Genomic DNA, 23,849 nt, shown 5'->3' with positions numbered 1-23,849 from the left:
AATTAAATGATCCTACCAAAGCGCTCGGCTAACTCCTGTAGGGTATAAGTAATAATTACGGGCTTCCCAAAAAGAGAAATGTTCGGCGACTCACAAGCAAATAACTTGTCGATCAATTCGGCCATACCGTCATTGTCTAATTTCGTGCCCGGTTTTATCGAAGCATTCTTCGCCAAACTTTTTGCTAATCGCTCCCTCTTGTTCAGACGCAAGTCGCTCTGGTTCTTGAAATCCTCCAATAACTTCTCGATAATCTGGCTCTCATTGATGTTTTCCAAATCCGCCGGAATTCCATCTACAATATACGTAGTTTTCCCAAATGGACGTAATTGAAATCCCAATGCGTGGATTTCAGGCAAAATATCCTGGACTAAAGCAAAATCAGCCGGATTCAACTCAATGGTCTGTGGAAACAAACTCTGCTGGCTCGTACCTTGATTATTAATTAATTGTTGTTGAAATTGCTCAAAAAGAATGCGCTCATGCGCAGCTTGTTGATCGATCAACATAAACCCAGAATGTATCTGCGATACTATATAACGGTTGTGCAACTGGAAAAATTGCTTCTTCGGCTGGTCGGATGGCTGGATAATTTCAGCCTCTGATTTAGCATCTTCCTCCGCGGGAAGAAGACTGAGTTGCTCCGCTTCTTCCGTCTCTGTAATCTGATATAAACTGTCCCAATTCTGTGGGATACCGCTCCTCCGTTCAACCTGTTCAGGTGCAATATAACTACGTGTATGTTTTTTTACACCATCATCAAATGGATTGAAATTCGGATTGAAGTTGATCGTGGGCGCTTGAATCTCATCCAAAGGTTTCGGAGTAATCAAGTTGTTGAAACCCGTTTCCTGTTCAAAATCCAAGGTGGGAGCAATGTTATACCTCCCAATACTGCGCTTTACCGCTGACCTAAGAATAGCATAGATCGCCTTTTCATCCTCATATTTAATCTCTGTTTTGGTAGGATGAACGTTGATGTCGATTTTTGATGGATCGATATCGATAAATAAGACATATAACGGAAATGTATCAGCTGGTAAAATCTCCTCGTAAGCATTCATGACAGCATGATTCAAATAAGGATCTTTTATGTATCGGTTGTTTACGAAAAAAAACTGCTCACCGCGAGTTTTCTTGGCAAATTCAGGCTTACCTATAAATCCATTGATGTTCAAAATACTCGTCGTCTCCTCAACAGGCACCAACCTCTGATTGTAGTTGTTGCCAAATAAGTGAACAATCCGTTGTTTCAAAGTTTCTTTGGGCAAATGAAACAATTCATTGCCATCGCTATGGAAACTGAAAAATATATTGGGATGTGCCAAAGCAACACGTTGGAACTCGTCGATGATATGCCGAAGCTCAACAGAATTGCTTTTTAAGAAGTTCCTTCTAGCAGGAATATTGTAGAAAAGGTTTTTTACAGAAATGCTCGTGCCTGCAGGAGCTTGATCTGGGTATTGTTGGATAACCTCTGATCCTTCGATCTCTACTACCGTACCCAACTCATCCTCAATGCGTCGGGTCTTAAGTTCCACGTGGGCAATAGCAGCTATTGAGGCCATCGCCTCACCTCGAAATCCCATCGTACGAATCGCAAATAGATCCTCTGCCTTCCTAATCTTCGAGGTAGCATGTCGCTCAAAACATAAACGAGCATCCGTAACGCTCATACCACAGCCATTGTCAATCACCTGGATCAATGACTTCCCCGCATCTTTGATAATAAGTTTTATATGATCTGCCCCAGCATCTATAGCATTCTCCATCAGTTCCTTGATCGCTGAAGAGGGACGCTGTACAACCTCGCCCGCCGCAATCTGATTTGCTACTGAATCTGGAAGCAATTGAATTATATCCGACATAATCTACAAAGGTACAAAAATGACTCCAATCAATAGGATTTTAGCCCACCTCTTTAAACTAATTATTGTCAAATATTTTGAATAACCATAAGACCTTTTATGATAAATGTTTATCCGCAATTAATTGGTCAAATATTTTTATGACTCCCGGAACTTGAGCCTCCTCCAATTCATACATCTCCATGTCAAAAAACTTAATTTCTTCTATTTCATTGGTTGGGTGAATATCTTCAATCAATTCGTAAAGAAAACAATCCTGCTCCATAAGAATGTTTGATGATTCGCCATAGTGCTGTTATTTGACATTAATATTGTAAGACCTGGTCGGTGCCTCCAACACCCCGCCCTGGTTGGTGTCTCCACCAACCAGTAAACTTGGCTCAAGTCTAGTTATACAGTACGGTGGTCGGTGAGGACACCGACCACGGCATCAAGCCCTGGTTGGTATCTTTAACACCCCGCCCTGGTTGGTGTCTCCACCAACCAGTAAACCTGGCTCAAATCTAGTTATAAAGTACGGTGGTCGGTGAGGACGCGGACAACGGCATCAAGCCCTGGTTGGTATCTTTAGCCCCCCGCCCTGGTTGGTGTCTCCACCAACCAGTAAACTTGGCTCAAGTCTAGTTATACAGTAAGGTGATCGGTGGGGACACCGACCACGGCATCAAGCCCTGGTTGGTATCTTTAACACCCGCCCTGGTTGGTGTCTCCACCAACCAGTAAACCTGGCTCAAATCTAGTTATAAAGTACGGTGGTCGGTGAGGACGCGGACAACGGCATCAAGCCCTGGTTGGTATCTTTAGCCCCCCGCCCTGGTTGGTGTCTCCACCAACCAGTAAACTTGGCTCAAGTCTAGTTATACAGTAAGGTGGTCGATGGGGACACCGACCATGGCATCATGCCCTGGTTAGTACCTTTAGCACCCCGCCCTGGTTGGTGTCTCCACCAACCAGTAAACCTGGCTCAAGTTTCAATTGTATCTTTAAAATCTCCTTTAATAGGATTGTTTTGCAAATAAAAAATCCCGCTTCTAAAAACGGGATTTTAATTTATTAATCAACTATTTTGTCAATAATAGCTATTGCTTTGTCCAAATCTTCTTTTGTGACGGTCAGATGCGGTCTGAATCGGATACTCTTATCGCCACATCCAAGGATCAACATGTTCTCGGACATTGCATCCTTCACAAATTTATCCCTGATTTCTTCAGAAGGCAAATCGAATGCGATGAGAAGTCCTTTACCCCGAACATTACTGATGCTTGGGTGTTTTTCTTCCAGTTCCATTAATTTAACTTGAAGATATTCCCCTAATGTTTCTGCCTTGTTTACTAATCCTTCCTTTTCGATGATTTCAAGAATCAACTTAAAGCGAATCATGTCCACCAAGTTGCCGCCGAAAGTAGAATTGATACGGCTCGACTCCTGGAATACATTCTTCTCGACACGGTCGAATTTCTCCCTGTTCGCCAAAATGCCACAAACCTGAGTTTTCTTGCCAAAGGAAATAACATCCGGTACTATACCGTAATGTTGGTAGCACCACATCTTACCAGTCATCGCAATTCCTGTCTGAACTTCGTCCAAAATTAGGATGATATCGTGCTGGTCACAGATCTCACGCAATTTCTGGAAAAATTCCTTCCTGAAATGATTGTCGCCACCCTCTGCTTGAATAGGCTCCAAAATTAAACAGGCAATGTCATTGGGATTGCTCGCAATGGCAGACTCAATTTCTTGTATCGCTTGCTTCTCGAGTTCTACGGTAGCAGCAACAGATTCTTCAGTCAATGGAAAAGTCAACTTCGGATTCGTAATCCTCGGCCAATTGAATTTTGGAAATACATGTATTTCCTCGGGTCTTTTGTGTTCGTCAAGGATAATGTATAACCAGTCCTGCCATGGAATGCCTGCTTAAAATGGATCACCTGACTTGCCTCTTGGTCAATCCCTTTTGAAAGGTTCAACCTCGTCTTCCAGTCGAAAGCAGCTTTTAGAGCATTCTCAACGGCCAATCCACCACCGTCAATAAAAAAGCAGTAGCTTAACTCTTGGGGAATCCCAACACGCTCAAAAGTATCCATAAAATCAGCATATTCGTCAGGATAAATATCCGATAAAGCTAATTTGTTAATCGATACTTTTTCAAGCTGCTTTTCATTCGCCAGAATATATGGATGATTATATCCAACCGGTGAGGATGCAAACATGCTGAACATGTCCAAATACTCCTTACCATCGATGTCTACGATATAAGAACCGTGGGATCTGTCCAGGTCCATAACAACAGGTAGCCCATCTGCCAATATATGTTTTGCTAATCTTTTATGTGTTTCTCTCATAATGGTTTATAAATCAAATTTAATACCTTGTGCCAAAGGCAAGCTTGTTGTGTAGTTAATAGTATTGGTTTGTCTGCGCATATATATTTTCCATGCATCAGACCCTGACTCACGGCCGCCACCAGTGTCTTTCTCTCCCCCGAATGCACCACCGATCTCAGCGCCGGAAGTACCAATGTTAACATTGGCAATCCCACAGTCAGACCCATTCTGACTCAAGAACAACTCAGCCTCTCGTAAACTGTTGGTCATGATCGCTGATGAAAGTCCTTGTCTTACGCCATTTTGCAGCGCAATCGCCTCATCAACCTCACCCTTGTATTTTATCAAATATAAAATCGGTGCAAATGTCTCATGTTGTACAATCTCATAATGATTTTCAACTTCCGCTATGACAGGTGTTACATAACAGCCGCTCTCATAACCTGATCCTTGCAATACTTCGCCTTTGGTCAGTAACTTGCCACCCTCAGCCTTGATCTTGTCAAGAGCTGATAAGTACATATCAACTGCCGCGGTGTCGATCAAAGGGCCCATATGGTTTTTGCTGTCCAATGGATCTCCAATCTTTATTTGTTTGTAGGCGTCAACCAATGATTTCTTAACCTTATCGTAAATGCTTTCATGGATAATCAACCTCCTTGTGCTCGTACAGCGTTGTCCTGCTGTACCAACCGCACCGAAAACCGCTCCAATGATCGTCATCTTTAAATCTGCTGATGGACTTACAATAATGGCATTGTTGCCACCTAACTCCAACAATGATTTTCCTAATCGCTGTGCCACAACTCCAGCAACAGCTTTACCCATACGCGTAGAACCTGTAGCCGAAACCAATGGAATCCGATCATCCTCAGCAATCCATTTCCCTACCTCAGCATCTCCGGTAACAACCGATGAAATGCCCTCAGGCAATTTATTGGATTTTAAAATCTCCGCAATGATGTTCTGGCAGGCAACAGCACATAGAGGAGTCTTTTCGCTCGGTTTCCATACAACAACATCTCCACATACTAATGCTAAGGCAGCATTCCAAGACCAAACTGCTACAGGAAAGTTAAATGCAGTGATTATTCCTACAATCCCTAGTGGATGATATTGATCGTACATCCTGTGGCCAGGTCTTTCAGAATGAATGGTATTGCCATATAACTGTCTGCTTAATCCTACAGCAAAATCACAGATGTCGATCATCTCCTGTACCTCACCTAAACCTTCCTGGTAGGATTTTCCCATTTCATAGGATACCAATTTCCCTAAAACAGGCTTCAATTCACGCAATTTCTCTCCTAATTGACGGACTATCTCCCCACGCTTAGGCGCAGGAATATCCCTCCAAATCAATTTAGCCTTCTCAGCCTCTTCTATAACTTTATCGTATTCCTTTTTTGTAGTGCACTTTACCTTGGCAATCAACTTTCCATTTGTAGGAGAGTAAGAATCAATCAATTCACCCTTAGCAAACCATTTGTTTCCCGTAGAGGTCCCTAGATTCTCAGACTCAATCCCAAGTGCTTTTAATTCTTTTGATGTCATAATATGGTTTATATTATTCGAAATTTTCATAAATATAGAGAATTATTTTTGTTATTTTATATATTAGACAGTAGATTGTTTAGAGTTATAAGATTTTGTGATACGAGAAATAAGAAATTTAACCAATAACAAGTCTCAAAAATTTAAATTGATGACCAATGTCATTGTTAAAAGATAAGAAGAACCTTAATTTAGAACTATAATCATATTATAAAAACAATAAATATTTAAACCCTAATAATTAAACCAGTTTTATCTCATATCTCATATCCCACATCTCACATCTAATATCTCACATCTCACATCTCAATACTAATATGGACTACTACCAAATCGAACAATTACTAACACCTGAACAGCTTTTGGTTCGCGATTCGATAAGTGAATTTGTCAAATCTGAAATCTCTCCTATAATCGATCAGTATGCACAAGAGCACAAGGAAATTCCTGATCTGATGAAAAAATTGGGCAGAATTGGTGCCCTGGGGCCATTTATCCCCGAACAGTACGGTGGGGCAGGCCTCGACCAGATCGCATACGGACTTATAATGCAGGAATTGGAATATGGTGATTCTGCAATCCGATCCGCAGCATCTGTACAATCTTCATTGGTCATGTACCCTATATATAGTTTTGGATCAGAAGACCAAAAACAAAAATTCCTCCCTGGTTTAGCAAAAGGTGAACTTATTGGTGCATTCGGCTTGACAGAACCCAACCATGGATCCGACCCAGCTGGAATGGAAACAAAATTGATAAAAGATGGAGATGGATATAGATTAAATGGTGCAAAAATGTGGATCACCAATGCGCCGATCTGTGACATTGCTGTGGTATGGGCTAGAGACGAAGAAAAGAAAATCAGAGGAGTCATCGTAGAAAGAGCCTTCCAAGGATTCAGTACACCCGAAACACTGAATAAGTGGTCCCTGCGGGCATCAAAAACAGGAGAGTTGGTTTTTGATCAAGTATATATCCCTAAAGAAAACATCTTACCAGAGGTGAATTCGATGCGCGGACCATTGTCATGCCTCAATTCTGCCCGATACGGAATCTCTTGGGGCGCGATCGGAGCTGCCGTTGATTGCTACCAAACAGCCCTGAAATATGCTAAAGAACGCCAACAGTTCGGAAAACCAATAGCATCATTCCAATTGCAACAGAAAAAAATGGCCGAAATGGTCACAGAAATCACCAAAGCACAGCTGCTATCCCTACGTTTGGGGCAATTGAAAAATGAAGACCAAGCAACACCAGCCCAGATATCAATGGCAAAAAGAAACAATGTAAATATGGCCCTGCAAGTCGCACGCGAAGCTCGGCAGATACTCGGTGCAATGGGCATCGTAGGCGACTATCCGATTATGCGACATATGATGAACCTGGAATCGGTCATCACTTATGAAGGAACACATGATATCCATCTATTGATCACAGGTAATGATATAACAGGAATCAGCGCATTTTAAATGTCGCCCCTGACCCAGTTGAACTTTTGTGTATGAAGGGGGATATTGTCCAGGTCTATTTTCGTCAATTCCAAGGTTATAGGAGTTTCAGAATTTAACGTGGTTAAGATAATATTCCCATTATTCCCTTTTTTGTAAGTGGCATGGATTCCTCTCTCGCCATATTTAGCAACAATCTTAACTTCCTTCTTTTTACGGTCTACTATGATCTGATAATCCGTGCTCTTGGACTCGTAATTCTGAATAATCAGTTTGGTGTCGGTCATAAATATAAACTTCTGCCAATTTTCCGATATGCCTATCAGATTTTTGTTCTTCTGTTCCCTGTCTGTAATATAGAAAGCTCCATATAGCTCTGATTCTGGATCGTTAAAAGCATTCCTTATTTCACTAGAATTGTTTTTCGAACTTAAAGACACGCCAACAGTAATCACAATCAATAAGTACTTTATACTAATAACTGAAACCCTGCCTATTTTCGAACTTATGCTCAAATTGGGAAAACTGACCAAGGAGGTGGATTTGCCCTGGCAGAGAAAAGCAAACAGTCTCTGGATATTTGGAGCTAATAGAAATAGGCAAAATAATACCAAAGCAGTCGAAACCATTTTTACCGGCACGTTGTAAAAGTAATTAATGGCCATGACGTTCAAACTTGTGGCCAATGTAATGAGAGCGCCCAATGTTGCGGTCTTCCTAAAGAGCAAGAGTACTCCCAATACCTCAACGATTCCTATAAATATATTATAACCATACGATGCTCCAAAAAATGTCCAAGCCAATGTCATGGGGTGCATATTGTAAAGAGGTGACACAAGAGTAAGATGGAAAGGAAATGGAAATTGGCTTTGGTAAAGTTTCGCAATGCCATATTGTATCATCATCAGGCCTATATAATATCTAACAATTACCGTAAGTAAATAATAGAGTTTGTTGTAGTTCTTCGTGCCTTTGGCAAAAATTGACCAAACAAGAGTGCCAATTAGCGAAAGTATTAGAACAATAAACAATGTGTACCAATGAAAGCTGGTGTCACCACTACCACCGAAACCGTAGGTGATGGTTCGGTCATCTTGAAAGATATGGTTGGCCACCCAATTCGCCGAAACCAGCAGCGCATCAATTTTCAATAGGGGTTGCGGACTCAATAAGATCAATGTCCCGTTGTTGAATAATAGTGTAAACAGGACTATAAACAAAAAAGTGAACCTGAATAATATAGGATTGCTTGGAAAGTAAGCTGAGCTTACACTTTGGTTATCATTGTCCATGGTTATGATTGGGTTTGATTAAAGATAATTGATTTTTGGGGGCTTCGAAAGCTGACATTATGTATTTAAGGTTTTTTAACAGCGACAGGTGATGGGGGTTTATTTGACTGCTATTTACTCTGAGGGATCTTGTTATGGTCTTGTTCCTGACTCGGTATACTCTGGTTCGTCTCTCGTTCGGACCTTGTACGGACCTTGTTCGGAGCTTCTTCGGAAAACACCCGAACGAGGTCCGAACGAGGTGCGAACGAAAGAGGACTGAGAGTGGACGGAGAGTGGAAGGAGAGTGGAAGGAGATCAAAACAACCGCCGTGGCCGGTGTCCCCACCGGCCACCTGTTAAACTGTGATTGATCGGATTAATCATGTTTGACATGATTATATGTGGAAAGGCTGAAAGGTGAAATGTGGAGCAGGGATGGTAATGATGAGCAAAAGCCCCATCGGGGTCAAATGCCAGGGGCATGAAATATATCTTAAATGCCGTTCCTTTTCCGTGCCCGCCGGAGTCTGCCTGGGGCGCGCTTTCCCCCGATGGCGCACCCGGGAGCCGGTAATCTGCTGCCCGGCCGAAAAATTATCTTTCAATGGGATAGCGAGTTACGCCCCTTGGGCAAAAAATGTTGTGCCGTGGTCTTGGAAGTAATGTGCAAATGTCCCTATCTTTGCACCACTCCGCAAGGGAGGGACGGCGGAAACGCCACTGAAATAGGGGGAAGGACGGGCGACACCGCAGGCGGCACATTGCCGGCACGGGAAGCCGAAAAGGGGCCGCGAAAATTATTTCAAAATAAATTTTGCGGATTCGAAAAAAGCTCCTACCTTTGCAGTCCCAACCAGGGGAAACGGCGATGGGCGCGACGCCCGGAGCCAACGAAAATGACAGTTCAGGAGTGCTCAAGCACTCTACGAAATACAGCCGAAGCGCGAAGCGGAGGCGAGATAAGTTCTTTAAATGATCATGTAGCGCAGCGGAGTTTCCGCAAGGAAGCATACGCTGAAAAGATATACAAGATAAATCAATTCAGGTATCCCGGAGCGGGAGGAAAACATTAAAACAAGACGTTTCTATTTATTATGAATAGTCACGGTCTTACACTTCATTTTACAATGGAGAGTTTGATCCTGGCTCAGGATGAACGCTAGCGGCAGGCCTAATACATGCAAGTCGGACGGGATCCGGGAGTAGCTCGCTACTTCCGGTGAGAGTGGCGCACGGGTGCGTAACGCGTGAGCAACCTGCCCATATCAGGGGGATAGCCCGGAGAAATCCGGATTAACACCGCATGACACGCCGGGACGGCATCGTTCCGGCGTCAAATATTCATAGGATATGGATGGGCTCGCGTGACATTAGCTAGTTGGTGGGGTAACGGCCCACCAAGGCGACGATGTCTAGGGGCTCTGAGAGGAGAATCCCCCACACTGGTACTGAGACACGGACCAGACTCCTACGGGAGGCAGCAGTAAGGAATATTGGTCAATGGGGGCAACCCTGAACCAGCCATGCCGCGTGCAGGACGACTGCCCTATGGGTTGTAAACTGCTTTTGCCGGGGAATAAACCCCACTACGTGTAGTGGGCTGAACGTACCCGGAGAATAAGGATCGGCTAACTCCGTGCCAGCAGCCGCGGTAATACGGAGGATCCGAGCGTTATCCGGATTTATTGGGTTTAAAGGGTGCGTAGGCGGCACTTTAAGTCAGGGGTGAAAGACGGCAGCTCAACTGTCGCAGTGCCCTTGATACTGAAGTGCTTGAATGCGGTTGAAGACGGCGGAATGAGACAAGTAGCGGTGAAATGCATAGATATGTCTCAGAACACCGATTGCGAAGGCAGCTGTCTAAGCCGTTATTGACGCTGATGCACGAAAGCGTGGGGATCGAACAGGATTAGATACCCTGGTAGTCCACGCCCTAAACGATGATAACTCGATGTTTGCGATATACCGTAAGCGTCCAAGCGAAAGCGTTAAGTTATCCACCTGGGGAGTACGCCCGCAAGGGTGAAACTCAAAGGAATTGACGGGGCCCGCACAAGCGGAGGAGCATGTGGTTTAATTCGATGATACGCGAGGAACCTTACCCGGGCTTGAAAGTTACTGAAGCATCCAGAGACGGATGCGTCCTTCGGGACAGGAAACTAGGTGCTGCATGGCTGTCGTCAGCTCGTGCCGTGAGGTGTTGGGTTAAGTCCCGCAACGAGCGCAACCCCTATGTCCAGTTGCCAGCACGTAAAGGTGGGGACTCTGGACAGACTGCCTGCGCAAGCAGAGAGGAAGGCGGGGACGACGTCAAGTCATCATGGCCCTTACGTCCGGGGCTACACACGTGCTACAATGGATGGTACAGCGGGCAGCTACACAGCAATGTGATGCCAATCTCGAAAAGCCATTCACAGTTCGGATCGGGGTCTGCAACTCGACCCCGTGAAGTTGGATTCGCTAGTAATCGCGTATCAGCAATGACGCGGTGAATACGTTCCCGGGCCTTGTACACACCGCCCGTCAAGCCATGAAAGCTGGGGGTACCTAAAGCATGTAACCGCAAGGAGCGTGTTAGGGTAAAACCGGTAATTGGGGCTAAGTCGTAACAAGGTAGCCGTACCGGAAGGTGCGGCTGGAATACCTCCTTTCTAGAGCCCGCGCCGGGGCCGCTGCGCCACATACATGATCTAAGGAAAAAGAAGATACATTCAGAAGAAAGTGCCCATCCCGGTATCGGGGTGAGGGTCACCGAGAGAAGATGAGAGAGATAAGCTAGTCCCGTAGCTCAGTTGGTTAGAGCACTACACTGATAATGTAGGGGTCAGCAGTTCAAGTCTGCTCGGGACTACCACCGCGGGGAATTAGCTCAGCTGGCTAGAGCACCTGCCTTGCACGCAGGGGGTCAACGGTTCGAATCCGTTATTCTCCACAGGTTGCCCGTTATCGTAGGGTGAATGCAGGTCACGGTGGCATGTCCACGCGGCCGCAGGACACCGGATGCACGGGAAACGAAGAGTTCTTTGACATATTGGAAGAAAAGAGATTAACAAGAGAAGACAACAGAGGCGCACTGCAGCAATGCGGTGCACCAAATGCAGCCCACCACTTGGCAAAAGGGGTGGTGGCGCGAAGAAAGTAAACAAGGGCACACGGGGGATGCCTAGGCTCTCAGAGGCGATGAAGGACGTGATAAGCTGCGATAAGCCACGGGGATCGGCAAATGCGACTCGATCCGTGGATTTCCGAATGGGGCAACCCGGCATGCTGAAGGCATGCCATCAAATGAGGCGAACGCGCTGAACTGAAACATCTAAGTAGGCGTAGGAGGAGAAAATAACAATGATTTCCCAAGTAGTGGCGAGCGAACGGGAAAGAGCCCAAACCATGCATGTCACGGCATGCATGGGGTTGTAGGACCACGATGTTGCACTGTGCTATGAACTGGAAGCAGGTGGGAAACTGCGCGACAAGGGTGAGAGCCCCGTACAGGCAAAGAATACAGGCATAGTGGTATCCTGAGTACCGCGGGACCGGAGAAATCCTGTGGGAATCCGCCAGCACCATCTGGCAAGGCTAAATACTCCTGAGAGACCGATAGTGGACCAGTACCGTGAGGGAAAGGTGAAAAGAACCCCGAACAGGGGAGTGAAAAGAACCTGAAACCGTGTGCTTACAAGCGGTCGGAGCGGAGCGATTCCGTGACGGCGTGCCTTTTGCATAATGAGCCTACGAGTTACTCTTGTCCGGCAAGGTTAATGGCTTAAGGCCAGGAGCCGAAGCGAAAGCGAGTCTGAACAGGGCGCAGAGTCGGACGAGGTAGACGCGAAACCTTGTGATCTACCCTTGGGCAGGTTGAAGGTGCGGTAACACGTACTGGAGGACCGAACCGATAAACGTTGAAAAGTTTCCGGATGACCTGAGGGTAGGGGTGAAAGGCCAATCAAACTGGGAAATAGCTCGTACTCCCCGAAATGTTTTTAGGAACAGCGTCGGCATATGAGTCTAGCAGAGGTAGAGCTACCGATTGGGTGCGGGGGAGTCAAATCCTACCAAATCCAGACGAACTCCGAATGCTGCTAGATATGGCCGGCAGTGAGGCTTTGGGTGCTAAGGTCCAAGGCCGAGAGGGAAAGAACCCAGACCATCAGCTAAGGTCCCCAAATCCGTTCTAAGTTGAACTAACGAGGTCCGGTTGCCCAGACAGCTAGGATGTTGGCTTGGAAGCAGCCATTCATTTAAAGAGTGCGTAACAGCTCACTAGTCGAGCGGCCGGGCGTGGATAATAAACGGGCATCAAGAACGGTACCGAAGCTATGGATTGCAACCTCGTGTTGCACTGGTAGGGGAGCATTCCATCGGGGGCGAATCCGCAGGGTGACCTGTGGTGGACCTGATGGAAAAGCAAATGTAGGCATAAGTAACGATAAGGCGGGTGAGAAACCCGCCCACCGAAAGACCAAGGTTTCCTGATCAACGCTAATCGGATCAGGGTCAGTCGGGACCTAAGGCGCATCCGAAGGGAGGCAGCCGATGGCCAACGGGTTAATATTCCCGTACTGTTGATGACTGCGATGTGGTGACGGAGTAGTGACACTGCCGCGAACTGACGGAATAGTTCGTTGAAGGGCAAAGGTATTGGACCGGTAGGCAAATCCGCCGGTACAGCCGAAGCCCGATAGTACAGCAAACCCTCGGGGGCGCTGATAGCGCAGGTAAGCAGACTTCCAAGAAAACCCGCTAAGCTCCAGGTCATCAAGACCCGTACCGCAAACCGACACAGGTGGTCGAGGAGAGGATCCTAAGGTGCTCGAGTGAATCATGGCTAAGGAACTCGGCAAAATGGCCCTGTAACTTCGGGAGAAGGGGCGCTTCCTCCACCTCCGGGTGGAGAAGCCGCAGTGAAAAGGCCCAGGCGACTGTTTAGCAAAAACATATGGCTTTGCGAAATCGAAAGATGAGGTATAAGGCCTGACACCTGCCCGGTGCTGGAAGGTTAAGAGGGGATGTCATCCGCAAGGAGAAGCATTGAATCGAAGCCCCAGTAAACGGCGGCCGTAACTATAACGGTCCTAAGGTAGCGAAATTCCTTGTCGGGTAAGTTCCGACCTGCACGAATGGTGTAACGATCTGGGCGCTGTCTCAGCCATGAGCTCGGTGAAATTGTGGTATCGGTGAAGACGCCGGTTACCCGCAACGGGACGGAAAGACCCCATGAACCTTCACTATAGCTTAACATTGAAATTGGGTACAGGATGTGTAGGATAGGCGGGAGTAGTCGAAGCGGTTTCGCCAGGAATCGCGGATACGCCCTTGAAATACCGCCCTTTCTGTATTCGGTTTCTAATCCCGCCCAGCGGGAGACATTGTTTGGTGGGTAGTTTGACTGGGGTGGTCGCCTCCAAAAAGGTAACGGAGGCTTTCAAAGGTAAGCTCAGTACGCTTGGTAACCGTACGAGGAGTGCAATGGCATAAGCTTGCTTGACTGTGAGACCTACAAGTCGACCAGGGTCGAAAGACGGACATAGTGATCCGGTGGTTCTGTATGGAAGGGCCATCGCTCAAAGGATAAAAGGTACTCTGGGGATAACAGGCTGATCTCCCCCAAGAGCTCATATCGACGGGGAGGTTTGGCACCTCGATGTCGGCTCGTCACATCCTGGGGCTGGAGAAGGTCCCAAGGGTTGGGCTGTTCGCCCATTAAAGTGGCACGCGAGCTGGGTTCAGAACGTCGCGAGACAGTTCGGTCCCTATCTGTTGTGGGCGCTGGAAGTTTGAGTGGATCTGACCTTAGTACGAGAGGACCGGGTTGGACGGACCGCTGGTGAACCTGTTATGCCGCCAGGTGTACGGCAGGGTAGCTACGTCCGGGATAGATAAGCGCTGAAAGCATCTAAGTGCGAAACTAGCCACGAGATGAGACTTCCTCATAAGGGTCGTCGGAGATTACGACGTCGATAGGCCACAGGTGTAAAGGTTGAGAGACCAAAGCCGAGTGGTACTAATAGCCCGAAGCTTTCCAATGCGGATAGTCTGTTGTCCTCTCTCTTTTTAACCCTCCTTTCTTCCAATAACATGTCAATGACAGATCAGTCTGTCAAAAAGGTATTCAGGTGCCTATATCGGCGGTGTCCACCTCTTCCCATTCCGAACAGAGAAGTTAAGCCCGCCAGAGCCGATGGTATTGCCGTAACAGGTGGGAGAGTAGGTCGGTGCCTAATTTTATACGGAAGCCCGTTGTCCATGAGGACATCGGGCTTTCCTGTTTTATGGCGTTCCCAATTGCCGGCCGCCTTCGGTCCCTTAGCCGAAGGGCAGGCGGCGCACACAATCCAGGTGATGGCCGGTGGGGACACCGACCATGGCGTCGGAGATACCTGCCACTGCGGTGAAACCCCATCGGGGTGTCACTATTATAGCAGGAGATTTAACAAACATGCCACACCTACGGCGCTGGTGTTTGGGGGATTTTCATTTCTATAGATATTTCATGCCTACGGCATTTAAGATACATTTCATGCCTCCGGCATTTAACGCCGATGGGGTTTTTGGCTGCATGGCCATTTTTCTATAATAGTTACACCCCTACAGAGTTCTATGCGTTATAATGACATTTTTCTAGAATAGTTACACCCGTAACAGGGTTGGTTCTCTAAGGCTAGTATTCCAACCGGCTATCTCACATCTCACATCTCACATCCCACATCTACTATCCATCTTTTTTCCATCTTTTAGTGAATTATATATTTTAAATAATTAAATTTAACTCTGATTTAGGTGAAAACGGTTTAATTGATGATATTTTAACAATGTTTTCACTCTCAGTTTGACTATTTCCGTGCTTTTTTTGCTGTGGAAATAAAATGCCTTAGGGTTTTATAATTTAATTAATTTACAAATAAAAATCCTACTTTTTTAAATAGTTACTTTCTTGTCTAAAGGACAAATAGTATATTTATAGTAGATGGTGTAACACCAGATTTGATTGATCCTAAATCAATCCAGTGAATTTAAGAAATTAGTTTATGCGAAGAATAAAGTTAGGGATAATAGATGATAGCATCTTTTGTCGAAATTTAACTAAGCTACAGCTTTTGAACTTTAACAAGGTGCGATTTGACTTCGTCCTTGAAGCTGAGTCTATTGCCGACTTTCAAACAAAAGCTGAAAAAACTGCTGTACCCGAGGTAATCCTGTTGGATGTTATGATGCCAGGAATAGATGGAGTATCTGGAATTCCTATAATTAAGCAAAAATTTCCCAATACGCATATAATTATGCTTTCGGATACTATCAATCCCGCCATTATCAGAAATAGTATATTGGGCGGTGCATATGCATTCGTTAATAAAGGTACCAAAACCTGTGAGTTGGTAGATATAATTAACGATGTGCTCACCGGATCATGTTATGCATGCCCTGAATTGACTAAATCACTTTTCTTCGGTATTCAAAAACCACCACAGGATAGAAGAAAGCTGTCCGAAAGAGAACTACATATCGTTCATCGGATGTTGGAAGGATTAAGTCTCCAGAAAATCGCCATGTCTTACAAGATCTCTATCGAAAGATTATGGGTACTTATAAACCGAATAATTGTAAAATTAAATATCAACTATAAACATCCATTTATTGGTTAATTTGATGGTTTAACCTAAATTTCCCGCCCAAGTATTATACTTGTTAAAATTCCCTTGATATTATCCTAATATTAGTATAATAACATTATTACACTATCTTATCCGTATTTTTCCTATTTTTCAGCTTAATTAAACTTAAATAATTTAAGCGTCTGCAACCTGAAAAATGAAAAGAAAATCTATAATTGTTTTATTGATAATAGTCCTAGTGGTCGGAGGAATGATCTTTTACAGGATCACTACGAACAAAGAAAAAGCCGCTGCACAGAATGGGCGTCCTGCTGGTCGTTCTGAAATGAAAGTCTATGGTCAGGTAGTCCAGGGGCAGCCATTTTCAGACTATCTAACTCTTTCGGGTTCCATTGAAGCTGATGAACAGATAGAAATTCATACTGAGGTCTCTGGGATTGTCGAATCAATAAATTTTTCTGAAGGTGGACGCGTGAGCCAAGGTCAACCACTGTTGCGAATTAACGATGCCGAATTGCAAGCTCAACTAGCACAAGCGCAAACCAGAAATAACCTCGCAGCAGAAAATGAAAGAAGAGCAAAACTCCTATTAGAAAAGGAAGCGATCTCTCAAGAGGAATATGACATTGCTAGTGCAGATTTTAGAACAGCAGAGTCACAGATCCAATTGATCAAAGCACAATTGAGTAAAACCGTCATCCGAGCACCTTTTTCAGGAAGAATAGGTCTTAGAAATATATCTAAAGGCAGCTATGTTACTCCAGCGACAGTTATCGCCCAGTTGGTAAACACAAATAGATTGAAAGTTTCTTTTTCAATACCTGAAAAATATGCAAATCGGGTAAAAGTTAACAATCAAGTGAAATTTAACGTTCAAGGTGTGCAAGGAGAATTTACAGCGAAAATCTATGCCACTGAACCTGCTGTTGAAGCAAATACCAGAACATTATTGGTGAAAGCCATTACAACAAATAATTCTGATAATATAATTCCTGGAACGTTTGCGAACATTATTTTTCCATTGGAGACGTTGGAAAATGGACTGTTGGTCCCTGCTGAAGCGTTGATCCCTGTACAGAACGGAAAAAAACTTTTTGTCATGAAAAATGGTTCTGCAAATGAGGTCATGGTTGAAACTGGTGCCAGAACAGATGAGGATGTTTTGATAACATCAGGTATCCAAGCTGGTGATACCGTTCTGACCTCCGGAGTTATGTCGTTGAGAAATGGTTCCAAAGTAAATGTTACTCTTCAATAATCTGAGAGAATGAGTTTATCAACCTTAAGTATAAAACGACCTGTACTGACTATTGTCATGAACCTGATCCTAATTTTATTTGGGATCATTGGTTATACATTTTTGGGAATCAGGGAATTCCCATCCATTGACCCGGCACAGATATCAGTGCGAACTAACTATGCAGGTGCAAACGCTGATATTATTGAATCTCAGATTACAGAACCTTTGGAGAAATCAATCAACTCCATCGATGGAATCCGTAATATTTCTTCATCCTCCAACCAAGGGTCAAGTAACATTACTATTGAGTTCAATTTAGGAAAAAACCTCGAAGAGGCTGCCAACGATGTTAGGGACAAAGTATCCCAAGCATTGCGAAGCCTACCTCAAGATATTGACGCCCCTCCAGTAGTTTCTAAATCTGACGCAGATTCAGAACCTATTATCACCATGACCATGCAAAGTGCCACCAAAAATGTATTGGAACTTTCGGACTATGCAGAGAACGTCATAGCACAAAGATTGCAGACCATTCCAGGTGTGAGTTCTGTGCAAATTTGGGGACAGCGGAAATATGCCATGAGGCTATGGATTGACCCCAATAAACTTGCATCTTATGGATTGACCGTTCTGGATGTCAGAAATGCGCTCACGACGCAAAATGTTGAACTGCCATCAGGGAAATTAACAGGAGCAAATACCGAACTAGCGATCAAAACTATCGGTAATTTGGCCAGTGAAGAAGAATTCAGCAATATTATCATCCGTTCAGATAATAATAGAATAGTCAGATTTTCTGATGTCGGTAAAGCAGCCCTGGAAGCAGAGAACTTTGAAACAAAGATGTCAGACTCAGGATATCCCATGGTGAGCTTGGCTATTATTCCGCAGCCAGGAACAAATTACCTCGAAATAGCAGACCATTTTTATAAAGAATACGATAAACTTCAAAATGAACTCCCGAAGGATTTGAATTAAATATCGCCATTGATAACACCCTTTTCGTAAAAAGAGCCGTACTTGAAGTAGTAGAAACATTGTTGATTGCCATTGTTTTGGTAGTCCTCATTATCTATCTGTTCTTCAGAAATTGGTCTATTGCCTTCAGACCTCTGATCGATATCCCAGTATCCTTGATTGCCACATTCTTTATTATGTATCTCTGTGGATTTTCAATCAATGTATTGACTTTATTGGCTATCGTTTTGGCAACAGGGTTGGTAGTGGATGATGGTATCGTAGTAACGGAAAATATATTCAAGAAAGTGGAAGAAGGGATGCCTCCTATTCAAGCTGCTATTAAGGGATCGAATGAAATCTTTTTCGCTGTTATTTCCATATCCATCACTTTGGCTGCAGTATTCTTGCCCGTGATATTCTTAGAAGGCTTTGTTGGACGACTCTTCCGAGAATTCGGAGTCGTCATCGGGGCAGCAGTTTTAATCTCTGCATTCGTGTCATTGACCTTAACACCAATGCTGAACGCATATTTAATGAAAGGTGGAGAACAGAAGAAATCCAAATTCTACATGCGGACAGAACGCTATTTTGAAATGATGAATGAAGAATATTCAAGTTCATTAAAAGGGTTTCTGAAGTTCAAATGGTTGAGCTTTGCTACTATTATTGGATGTTTTGCCTTAATCTTCTTTTTTTATCAGCTATTGCCCAAAGAAACTGCTCCTTATGATGACCGCAGTTATATCAGCTTGCGTGCAACAGCACCTGAGGGTGTGTCCTATGATTACATGGACCGTTTCATGACTGACCTAACTATGTTAATCAATGACTCTGTTCCTGAGAAAAAAGTAAGCTTGGTAATTACATCTCCAGGATTTGGATCTGCGTCCTCTAATTCAGGTTTTGTTCGTTTAGGATTAGTACAACCTGATGAAAGGGAAAGAACTCAACAAGAAATTTCAGATGATCTCTCAAGGCTGACGCGTGGATATTCTGAAGGAAGGGTATCGGTTTCACAACAACCTACCATCTCGGTAAATAGAAGAGGAGGTCTTCCTATTCAGTATATTATTCAAGCGCCAAATTTTCAGAAACTGGAAGAAAAGATTCCATTGTTCATGGATGAGCTTTCCAATGATCCAACTTTTTCAATTACAGATGTTAACTTGAAGTTCAATAAACCTGAGGTATATGTGAGCATTGATAGGGAAAAAGCGCAATCCTTGGGTGTTTCGGTTCTGGATGTTGCCCAAACATTGCAGATGTCACTTTCGGGACAGCGTTTCGGATATTTTATGATGAATGGAAAGCAGTACCAAGTAATGGGTCAGTTTGATAGAAAAGATAGATCGACACCTATGGATTTGGCATCTATCTTCGTCAAAAATAATCAAGGCCAATTGATACAGCTCGACAACATCGTTGAGATTGAAGAACGAAGCAGTCCTCCCCAATTGTTCCATAACAACAGGTATATGGCTGCAACCGTATCTGCAGGTCTAGCACCTGGAAAAAGTATGGGCGATGGAATCGAAGCGATGGAAAGGGTGAAAGCCAAAGTCCTTAATGAAACATTTACAACAGACCTAGGTGGTGAATCTCGAGATTTTGTCGAAAGTGGATCGAATACAATGTTTGCATTCGGATTGGCTGTTTTACTGATTTTCTTGATCCTAGCCGCACAGTTTGAAAGTTTTATCGATCCTATCATAATTATTATTACAGTGCCAATGGCTGTTGCTGGGGCCATGTTCTCCTTGTGGTTATTTGGACAGTCATGGAATATATTTTCTCAGATTGGAACAATTATGCTGATCGGTCTGGTAACCAAGAACGGTATTTTGATCGTAGAATTCGCCAATCAGTTGAGGGAGGAGGGGTACTCTAAGTATGATGCTGTAGTTACTGCATCGGTGGCTCGGTTAAGACCAATTCTAATGACCTCCTTGGCAATTGCATTAGGGGCACTCCCAATTGCATTATCCCTAGGAGCAGCATCGACTAGCAGAATTGGTATGGGTGTGGTTATAGTGGGAGGGACCATCTTTGCCTTAATATTAACCTTATTTGTAATTCCTGCTTTTTACCTGATGATGTCCAGAAAAAAGAACCTGCATCCAGAATTGGCAGAAATGAAAATGCTTGAAGAAATTGAAGAATAAAATGAAGAAAATAGCAGCGCTATTGATATTGGTGCTGAGCACAGGCTCTATACTGAACGCGCAAGGATTATTGACCGTAAAGGATGCTGTTCAGATAGCTTTGGAAAATAATTTTGAAATCAAACTGTCGCAGAATGACCTGAGGATAGCTCAGGAAAATACCACCTATGGCAATGCAGGTATGCTACCCAATGTCACTGGAAATTTTACCCAGAACAATAGTGTCATGAACTCTTCGCAAGTACAGGCAAGTGGAGAAAAACGATCACTGAGCAATGCAAAAAACAATAACATGAATTATGGCGTAAGCATCGGGTGGACCATATTTGACGGATTTGCCATGTTTTCACGTTATGAACAATTGAAAGAGCTTGAAAAACAAGGGGAATTCGAACTGAAAAAAACAATTCTTGCCAAAGTATCGGACGTCATATCAACCTATTATACCATAGTTGAACAGCAGAACCTATTAAATGCCATCGACTCCAATATACTGATATCGAATGAACGCTTGAGAACAGCAGAAAATAGATTTATGATCGGTAAAGCGTCTCGGTTAGAGGTATTGAACGTTCAGGTGAACCTAAATGAGGACGAATCAAACCGTCTACGTCAATTTAATGTTGTCCAAAACTTGAAAGTAACCTTAAACAGTTTGATGGCAAGAGATCTTTCTATTGAATTCGATGTAGAAAGAGAAGTCGATTATGACGACTCTTTGATATATGATGAATTGTTGCAAAAAGCAAAGCAATATAATCCAGATTTGCAGATTATCGCCATCAATAAAAGGATGGCTGAATTGGAAGTCAAAAGGGTTAAAGGAAATCGATACCCCGTTATTCGATTGAACACAGGATACAATTTCTCTGAATCAGAGTCAAGTTTAGGATTCGTCTCAAGTTCGAATTCCAGAGGATTAAACTATGGCGTAACAGCTTCTATCAATATTTTCGACGGCTTTAACCAAAGGAGGAATGAGCGCATCGCAAAAATCCAATTGGAGAATTCAGGACTGATGATTGACCAACAAAATTTGTTGATTCAGACAGCCATGTCAACAGCCTATCAAACCTACCAAACAAACTTGTCCTTGGCTAGACTAGAGGAAAACAATGCTGACATTGCAAGACAAAACCTGAGCATTACTATGGAAAAATATAAGATAGGTACTATCTCGGCAGTCGAGTTTAGGGATGCTCAAGAGAACTTCATCAATGCAATTTCAAGATTCAACTCTTCCAGGTTGCAAGCAAAATTATCGGAATTGGAATTAAAGGAAATGATAGGTAACATCAATTTATAAGGAATTGTATCTATATTTTGACGAAAAGCAAACGGTTGTGCAAATTGGACAAACGTTTGCGTGCCTAAATAGTTTTTGTTTTATCATAATTCATATTATTATTGTATTAGTGGTTTGATAATCAAGCCCCTCAACCAAATTATACCATTCGTTAATTTGTGATAAATCAAAATTTGACTGTTTAGTTTGTTTTAAAATAGGTGATTTATAGGGGGACAATGTCCCCCTTTATTTAGTAATTTAGTTTGATAATAAATTTATACTATGAATAACTCCCGTAGAGATTTTTTTGAAAAAAGCTGGTTTGTTGTCCAGTGTTGCGATAACATTGCCATCTTTGCAAAATGAGGTGTTCGCGTCTTCTAACTTTAATATGTCAGGATTCGCCGCTCCAAAAATTGAAAAGGTCAAAGTGGCGATCATTGGACTAGGTATGCGTGGTCCAGGTGCTGTAGACCGCATTTCTTATATTGAGGGTGCAGAAATTGTTGCTCTTTGTGATAGACATGCTGACAGGGTGACAAAAGCTCAAACAATCTTAACCAAAAAAGGATTGAACGAAGCTAAAGCTTATTCTGGTGAAGATGGTTGGAAAACCATGCTTAAAAATGAAGACCTTGATCTAGTCTATATCTGTACTCCTTGGGAACTTCACGCTCCAATGGCTATTGAAGCCATGAAATCAGGTGCACACGCCGCAACTGAAGTGCCAATCGGTTTGACGATATCTGAAATCTGGGAAGTAGTGAAAACTTCTGAAGCAACCAAAAAACATTGTATGATGTTGGAAAACTGTTGCTATGATTTCTTCGAAATGTTGACATTGAACATGGTTCGCCAAGGATTGTTCGGTGAATTAGTACACGCTGAAGGTGCATATATCCATGACTTATTGAGCTTAAACTTCGATAAAAAAGGATATGATAATATGTGGAGATTACGTGAAAACATCAAGATGAACGGTAATCTTTACCCAACTCATGGTATCGGCCCGATCGCTCAATGTATGAACATCAACTGTGGTGACAAAATGAATCACTTAGTTGCCATGCAATCCAACGATTTTATGATGGCTGATAAAGCTAGAGAATTGGCTGCAACCGATGAATTCTTCAAAGAATTCGTAGGTAAAAAATACAGAGGTAACATGGATACAACCTTGATCAAAACTGAAAAAGGTAAAACATTAATGGTACAACATGATGTAACTTCCCCACGTCCTTACTCTCGTATCCATTTATTGAGTGGAACTAAAGGTTTTGCTCAGAAGTATCCAAAAGAAGGAATCGCTTTCGGACACAGTTTTGTAAAACCAGAAGAATTGCAAAAACTATATGATCAGTATACTCCGGACTTGGTGAAATTCATCGGTGAACAAGCTAAACAAGTAGGTGGTCACGGTGGTATGGACTTTATGATGGACTGGAGATTAATCGACTGTTTGCGCAATGGCTTACCTTTGGATCAAACAGTATACGATGGTGCTTCTTGGAGTGCAATCGTACCATTAAGTGTACAATCTGTTGCCAAAAATAGTAGAACAGTGGATATCCCTGACTTCACTAGAGGTAATTGGAAAACAAATAAACCACATGACATGACCTTGAACGGCGGTGGAAATACTAAAATCCGTGCAAAAGTTGAGGCTAAAGATGTGCAATTAAACGTACAATAGTTAAAATCCAATATTTTCAACAAAGCCGCCATTTAATGGCGGCTTTTGTTGTTTAATAATCCTTACAGATTTATATCGACTATATCTCCTGATTTCCATTTTTGATTTACTCTGTTATCTTTGTATAAGTGATTTTCTAAACCTGATTCGATGAACATCTTTAAATCAATACCACTTTTCATTATAATATTTGTATCCTGCCAATCCGGAGCCAAGAACAAGGAAACAGTAAATTTTCCTGATTCTGCAGCGATGTGCTATACATCTGCAATTCCCTCCCGATTCTCCGCAATCCAAAAAGATTCGCTCGAAAAAAATATGATAGGGGAGGATAAAAGTGAAATGGTAATGATTGAAGGCGGTACTTTTGAAATGGAAGCAACAGTTTTCAAGATGCTCAACCCATACATAAAGTTACCGTAAATTCA

At 43.4% G+C, this 23,849-nt stretch carries 12 protein-coding genes, 2 tRNA genes, 3 rRNA genes and 1 pseudogene; 12 read left to right on the top strand and 6 right to left on the bottom strand.

Annotated features, from left to right (window positions below; all coding sequences use genetic code 11):
* Positions 1–2: 2 nt before the first annotated feature.
* From mutL to amaB, 5 genes are all read right to left on the bottom strand, one after another.
* Positions 3–1,868, bottom strand: coding sequence for a DNA mismatch repair endonuclease MutL (gene mutL, locus FGL31_RS19340; protein WP_138093813.1), 1,866 nt, complete (start codon positions 1,866–1,868; stop codon positions 3–5).
* A gap of 97 nt (positions 1,869–1,965) precedes the next feature.
* A complete protein-coding gene (locus FGL31_RS22795) occupies positions 1,966–2,133 on the bottom strand; it encodes an NUDIX hydrolase (protein ID WP_171017729.1) in 168 nt (55 codons plus the stop codon).
* Positions 2,134–2,921: 788 nt separating this feature from the next.
* Positions 2,922–3,671, bottom strand: coding sequence for an aminotransferase class III-fold pyridoxal phosphate-dependent enzyme (locus FGL31_RS28405; protein ID WP_262709186.1), 750 nt, complete (start codon positions 3,669–3,671; stop codon positions 2,922–2,924).
* Positions 3,668–4,210: an aminotransferase class III-fold pyridoxal phosphate-dependent enzyme gene (locus tag FGL31_RS28400; protein WP_262709185.1), complete on the bottom strand. Its 543-nt coding sequence runs from the start codon at positions 4,208–4,210 to the stop codon at positions 3,668–3,670. The genes FGL31_RS28405 and FGL31_RS28400 overlap by 4 nt, the downstream gene beginning before the upstream one ends.
* 6 nt (positions 4,211–4,216) lie before the next feature.
* Complete coding sequence (amaB, locus tag FGL31_RS19330; RefSeq protein ID WP_138093807.1) at positions 4,217–5,746, bottom strand: L-piperidine-6-carboxylate dehydrogenase; 1,530 nt, start codon at positions 5,744–5,746, stop codon at positions 4,217–4,219.
* A gap of 317 nt (positions 5,747–6,063) precedes the next feature.
* Between amaB and FGL31_RS19325 the strand changes: the two genes are divergently transcribed.
* Positions 6,064–7,215 (top strand): acyl-CoA dehydrogenase family protein, encoded by a 1,152-nt coding sequence (locus tag FGL31_RS19325; protein WP_197734326.1) that lies wholly within the window; start codon positions 6,064–6,066, stop codon positions 7,213–7,215.
* Here the strand turns inward: FGL31_RS19325 and FGL31_RS19320 are convergent.
* A complete protein-coding gene (locus FGL31_RS19320) occupies positions 7,212–8,486 on the bottom strand; it encodes a hypothetical protein (RefSeq protein WP_138093803.1) in 1,275 nt (424 codons plus the stop codon). The two genes, FGL31_RS19325 and FGL31_RS19320, sit on opposite strands and share 4 nt — an antisense overlap.
* A gap of 1,106 nt (positions 8,487–9,592) precedes the next feature.
* On the opposite strand from FGL31_RS19320, the gene FGL31_RS19315 reads away from it, so the two are divergent.
* The 11 genes and pseudogenes from FGL31_RS19315 (at position 9,593) to FGL31_RS26775 (ending at position 23,844) form a co-directional block, all read left to right on the top strand.
* Positions 9,593–11,119 (top strand): 16S ribosomal RNA (locus FGL31_RS19315).
* A 126-nt stretch (positions 11,120–11,245) separates the two neighbouring features.
* Positions 11,246–11,322 (top strand) — tRNA-Ile (locus tag FGL31_RS19310).
* A 4-nt stretch (positions 11,323–11,326) separates the two neighbouring features.
* A tRNA-Ala gene (locus tag FGL31_RS19305) sits at positions 11,327–11,400 on the top strand.
* A 200-nt stretch (positions 11,401–11,600) separates the two neighbouring features.
* Positions 11,601–14,492 (top strand): 23S ribosomal RNA (locus tag FGL31_RS19300).
* Positions 14,493–14,577: 85 nt separating this feature from the next.
* Positions 14,578–14,689: ribosomal RNA gene (gene rrf, locus FGL31_RS19295) — 5S ribosomal RNA — on the top strand.
* Together the 16S, 23S and 5S rRNA genes with 2 tRNA genes alongside form the textbook arrangement of a ribosomal RNA operon.
* 804 nt (positions 14,690–15,493) lie before the next feature.
* Entirely contained in the window at positions 15,494–16,108 is a 615-nt protein-coding gene (locus FGL31_RS19290; RefSeq protein ID WP_138093801.1) for a response regulator transcription factor, read from the top strand.
* Between the two features lie 166 nt (positions 16,109–16,274).
* Complete coding sequence (locus FGL31_RS19285; RefSeq protein WP_099371164.1) at positions 16,275–17,336, top strand: efflux RND transporter periplasmic adaptor subunit; 1,062 nt, start codon at positions 16,275–16,277, stop codon at positions 17,334–17,336.
* A gap of 9 nt (positions 17,337–17,345) precedes the next feature.
* Positions 17,346–20,440 (top strand): annotated as a pseudogene (locus tag FGL31_RS19280) (efflux RND transporter permease subunit).
* A gap of 1 nt (position 20,441) precedes the next feature.
* Positions 20,442–21,746: a TolC family protein gene (locus FGL31_RS19275; protein ID WP_099371166.1), complete on the top strand. Its 1,305-nt coding sequence runs from the start codon at positions 20,442–20,444 to the stop codon at positions 21,744–21,746.
* A 289-nt stretch (positions 21,747–22,035) separates the two neighbouring features.
* Entirely contained in the window at positions 22,036–23,421 is a 1,386-nt protein-coding gene (locus tag FGL31_RS19270) for a Gfo/Idh/MocA family protein (protein ID WP_232046984.1), read from the top strand.
* Positions 23,422–23,571: 150 nt separating this feature from the next.
* Positions 23,572–23,844: a hypothetical protein gene (locus FGL31_RS26775; RefSeq protein ID WP_232046983.1), complete on the top strand. Its 273-nt coding sequence runs from the start codon at positions 23,572–23,574 to the stop codon at positions 23,842–23,844.
* Positions 23,845–23,849 lie beyond the last annotated feature (5 nt).

The organism is Sphingobacterium daejeonense (assembly GCF_901472535.1).
GTDB classification, from domain to species: domain Bacteria; phylum Bacteroidota; class Bacteroidia; order Sphingobacteriales; family Sphingobacteriaceae; genus Sphingobacterium; species Sphingobacterium daejeonense.
This window is presented reverse-complemented; position numbering and strand designations above follow the sequence as displayed.

Coding starts and splice junctions, on each gene's coding strand:
- amaB (WP_138093807.1), bottom strand. CDS start 5,746: ATGACATCAAAAGAATTAAAAGCACTTGGGATTGAGTCTGAGAATCTA.
- FGL31_RS19285 (WP_099371164.1), top strand. CDS start 16,275: ATGAAAAGAAAATCTATAATTGTTTTATTGATAATAGTCCTAGTGGTC.
- FGL31_RS19290 (WP_138093801.1), top strand. CDS start 15,494: ATGCGAAGAATAAAGTTAGGGATAATAGATGATAGCATCTTTTGTCGA.
- FGL31_RS26775 (WP_232046983.1), top strand. CDS start 23,572: ATGAACATCTTTAAATCAATACCACTTTTCATTATAATATTTGTATCC.
- mutL (WP_138093813.1), bottom strand. CDS start 1,868: ATGTCGGATATAATTCAATTGCTTCCAGATTCAGTAGCAAATCAGATT.
- FGL31_RS22795 (WP_171017729.1), bottom strand. CDS start 2,133: ATGGAGCAGGATTGTTTTCTTTACGAATTGATTGAAGATATTCACCCA.
- FGL31_RS28400 (WP_262709185.1), bottom strand. CDS start 4,210: ATGAGAGAAACACATAAAAGATTAGCAAAACATATATTGGCAGATGGG.
- FGL31_RS19320 (WP_138093803.1), bottom strand. CDS start 8,486: ATGGACAATGATAACCAAAGTGTAAGCTCAGCTTACTTTCCAAGCAAT.
- FGL31_RS19325 (WP_197734326.1), top strand. CDS start 6,064: ATGGACTACTACCAAATCGAACAATTACTAACACCTGAACAGCTTTTG.
- FGL31_RS19275 (WP_099371166.1), top strand. CDS start 20,442: ATGAAGAAAATAGCAGCGCTATTGATATTGGTGCTGAGCACAGGCTCT.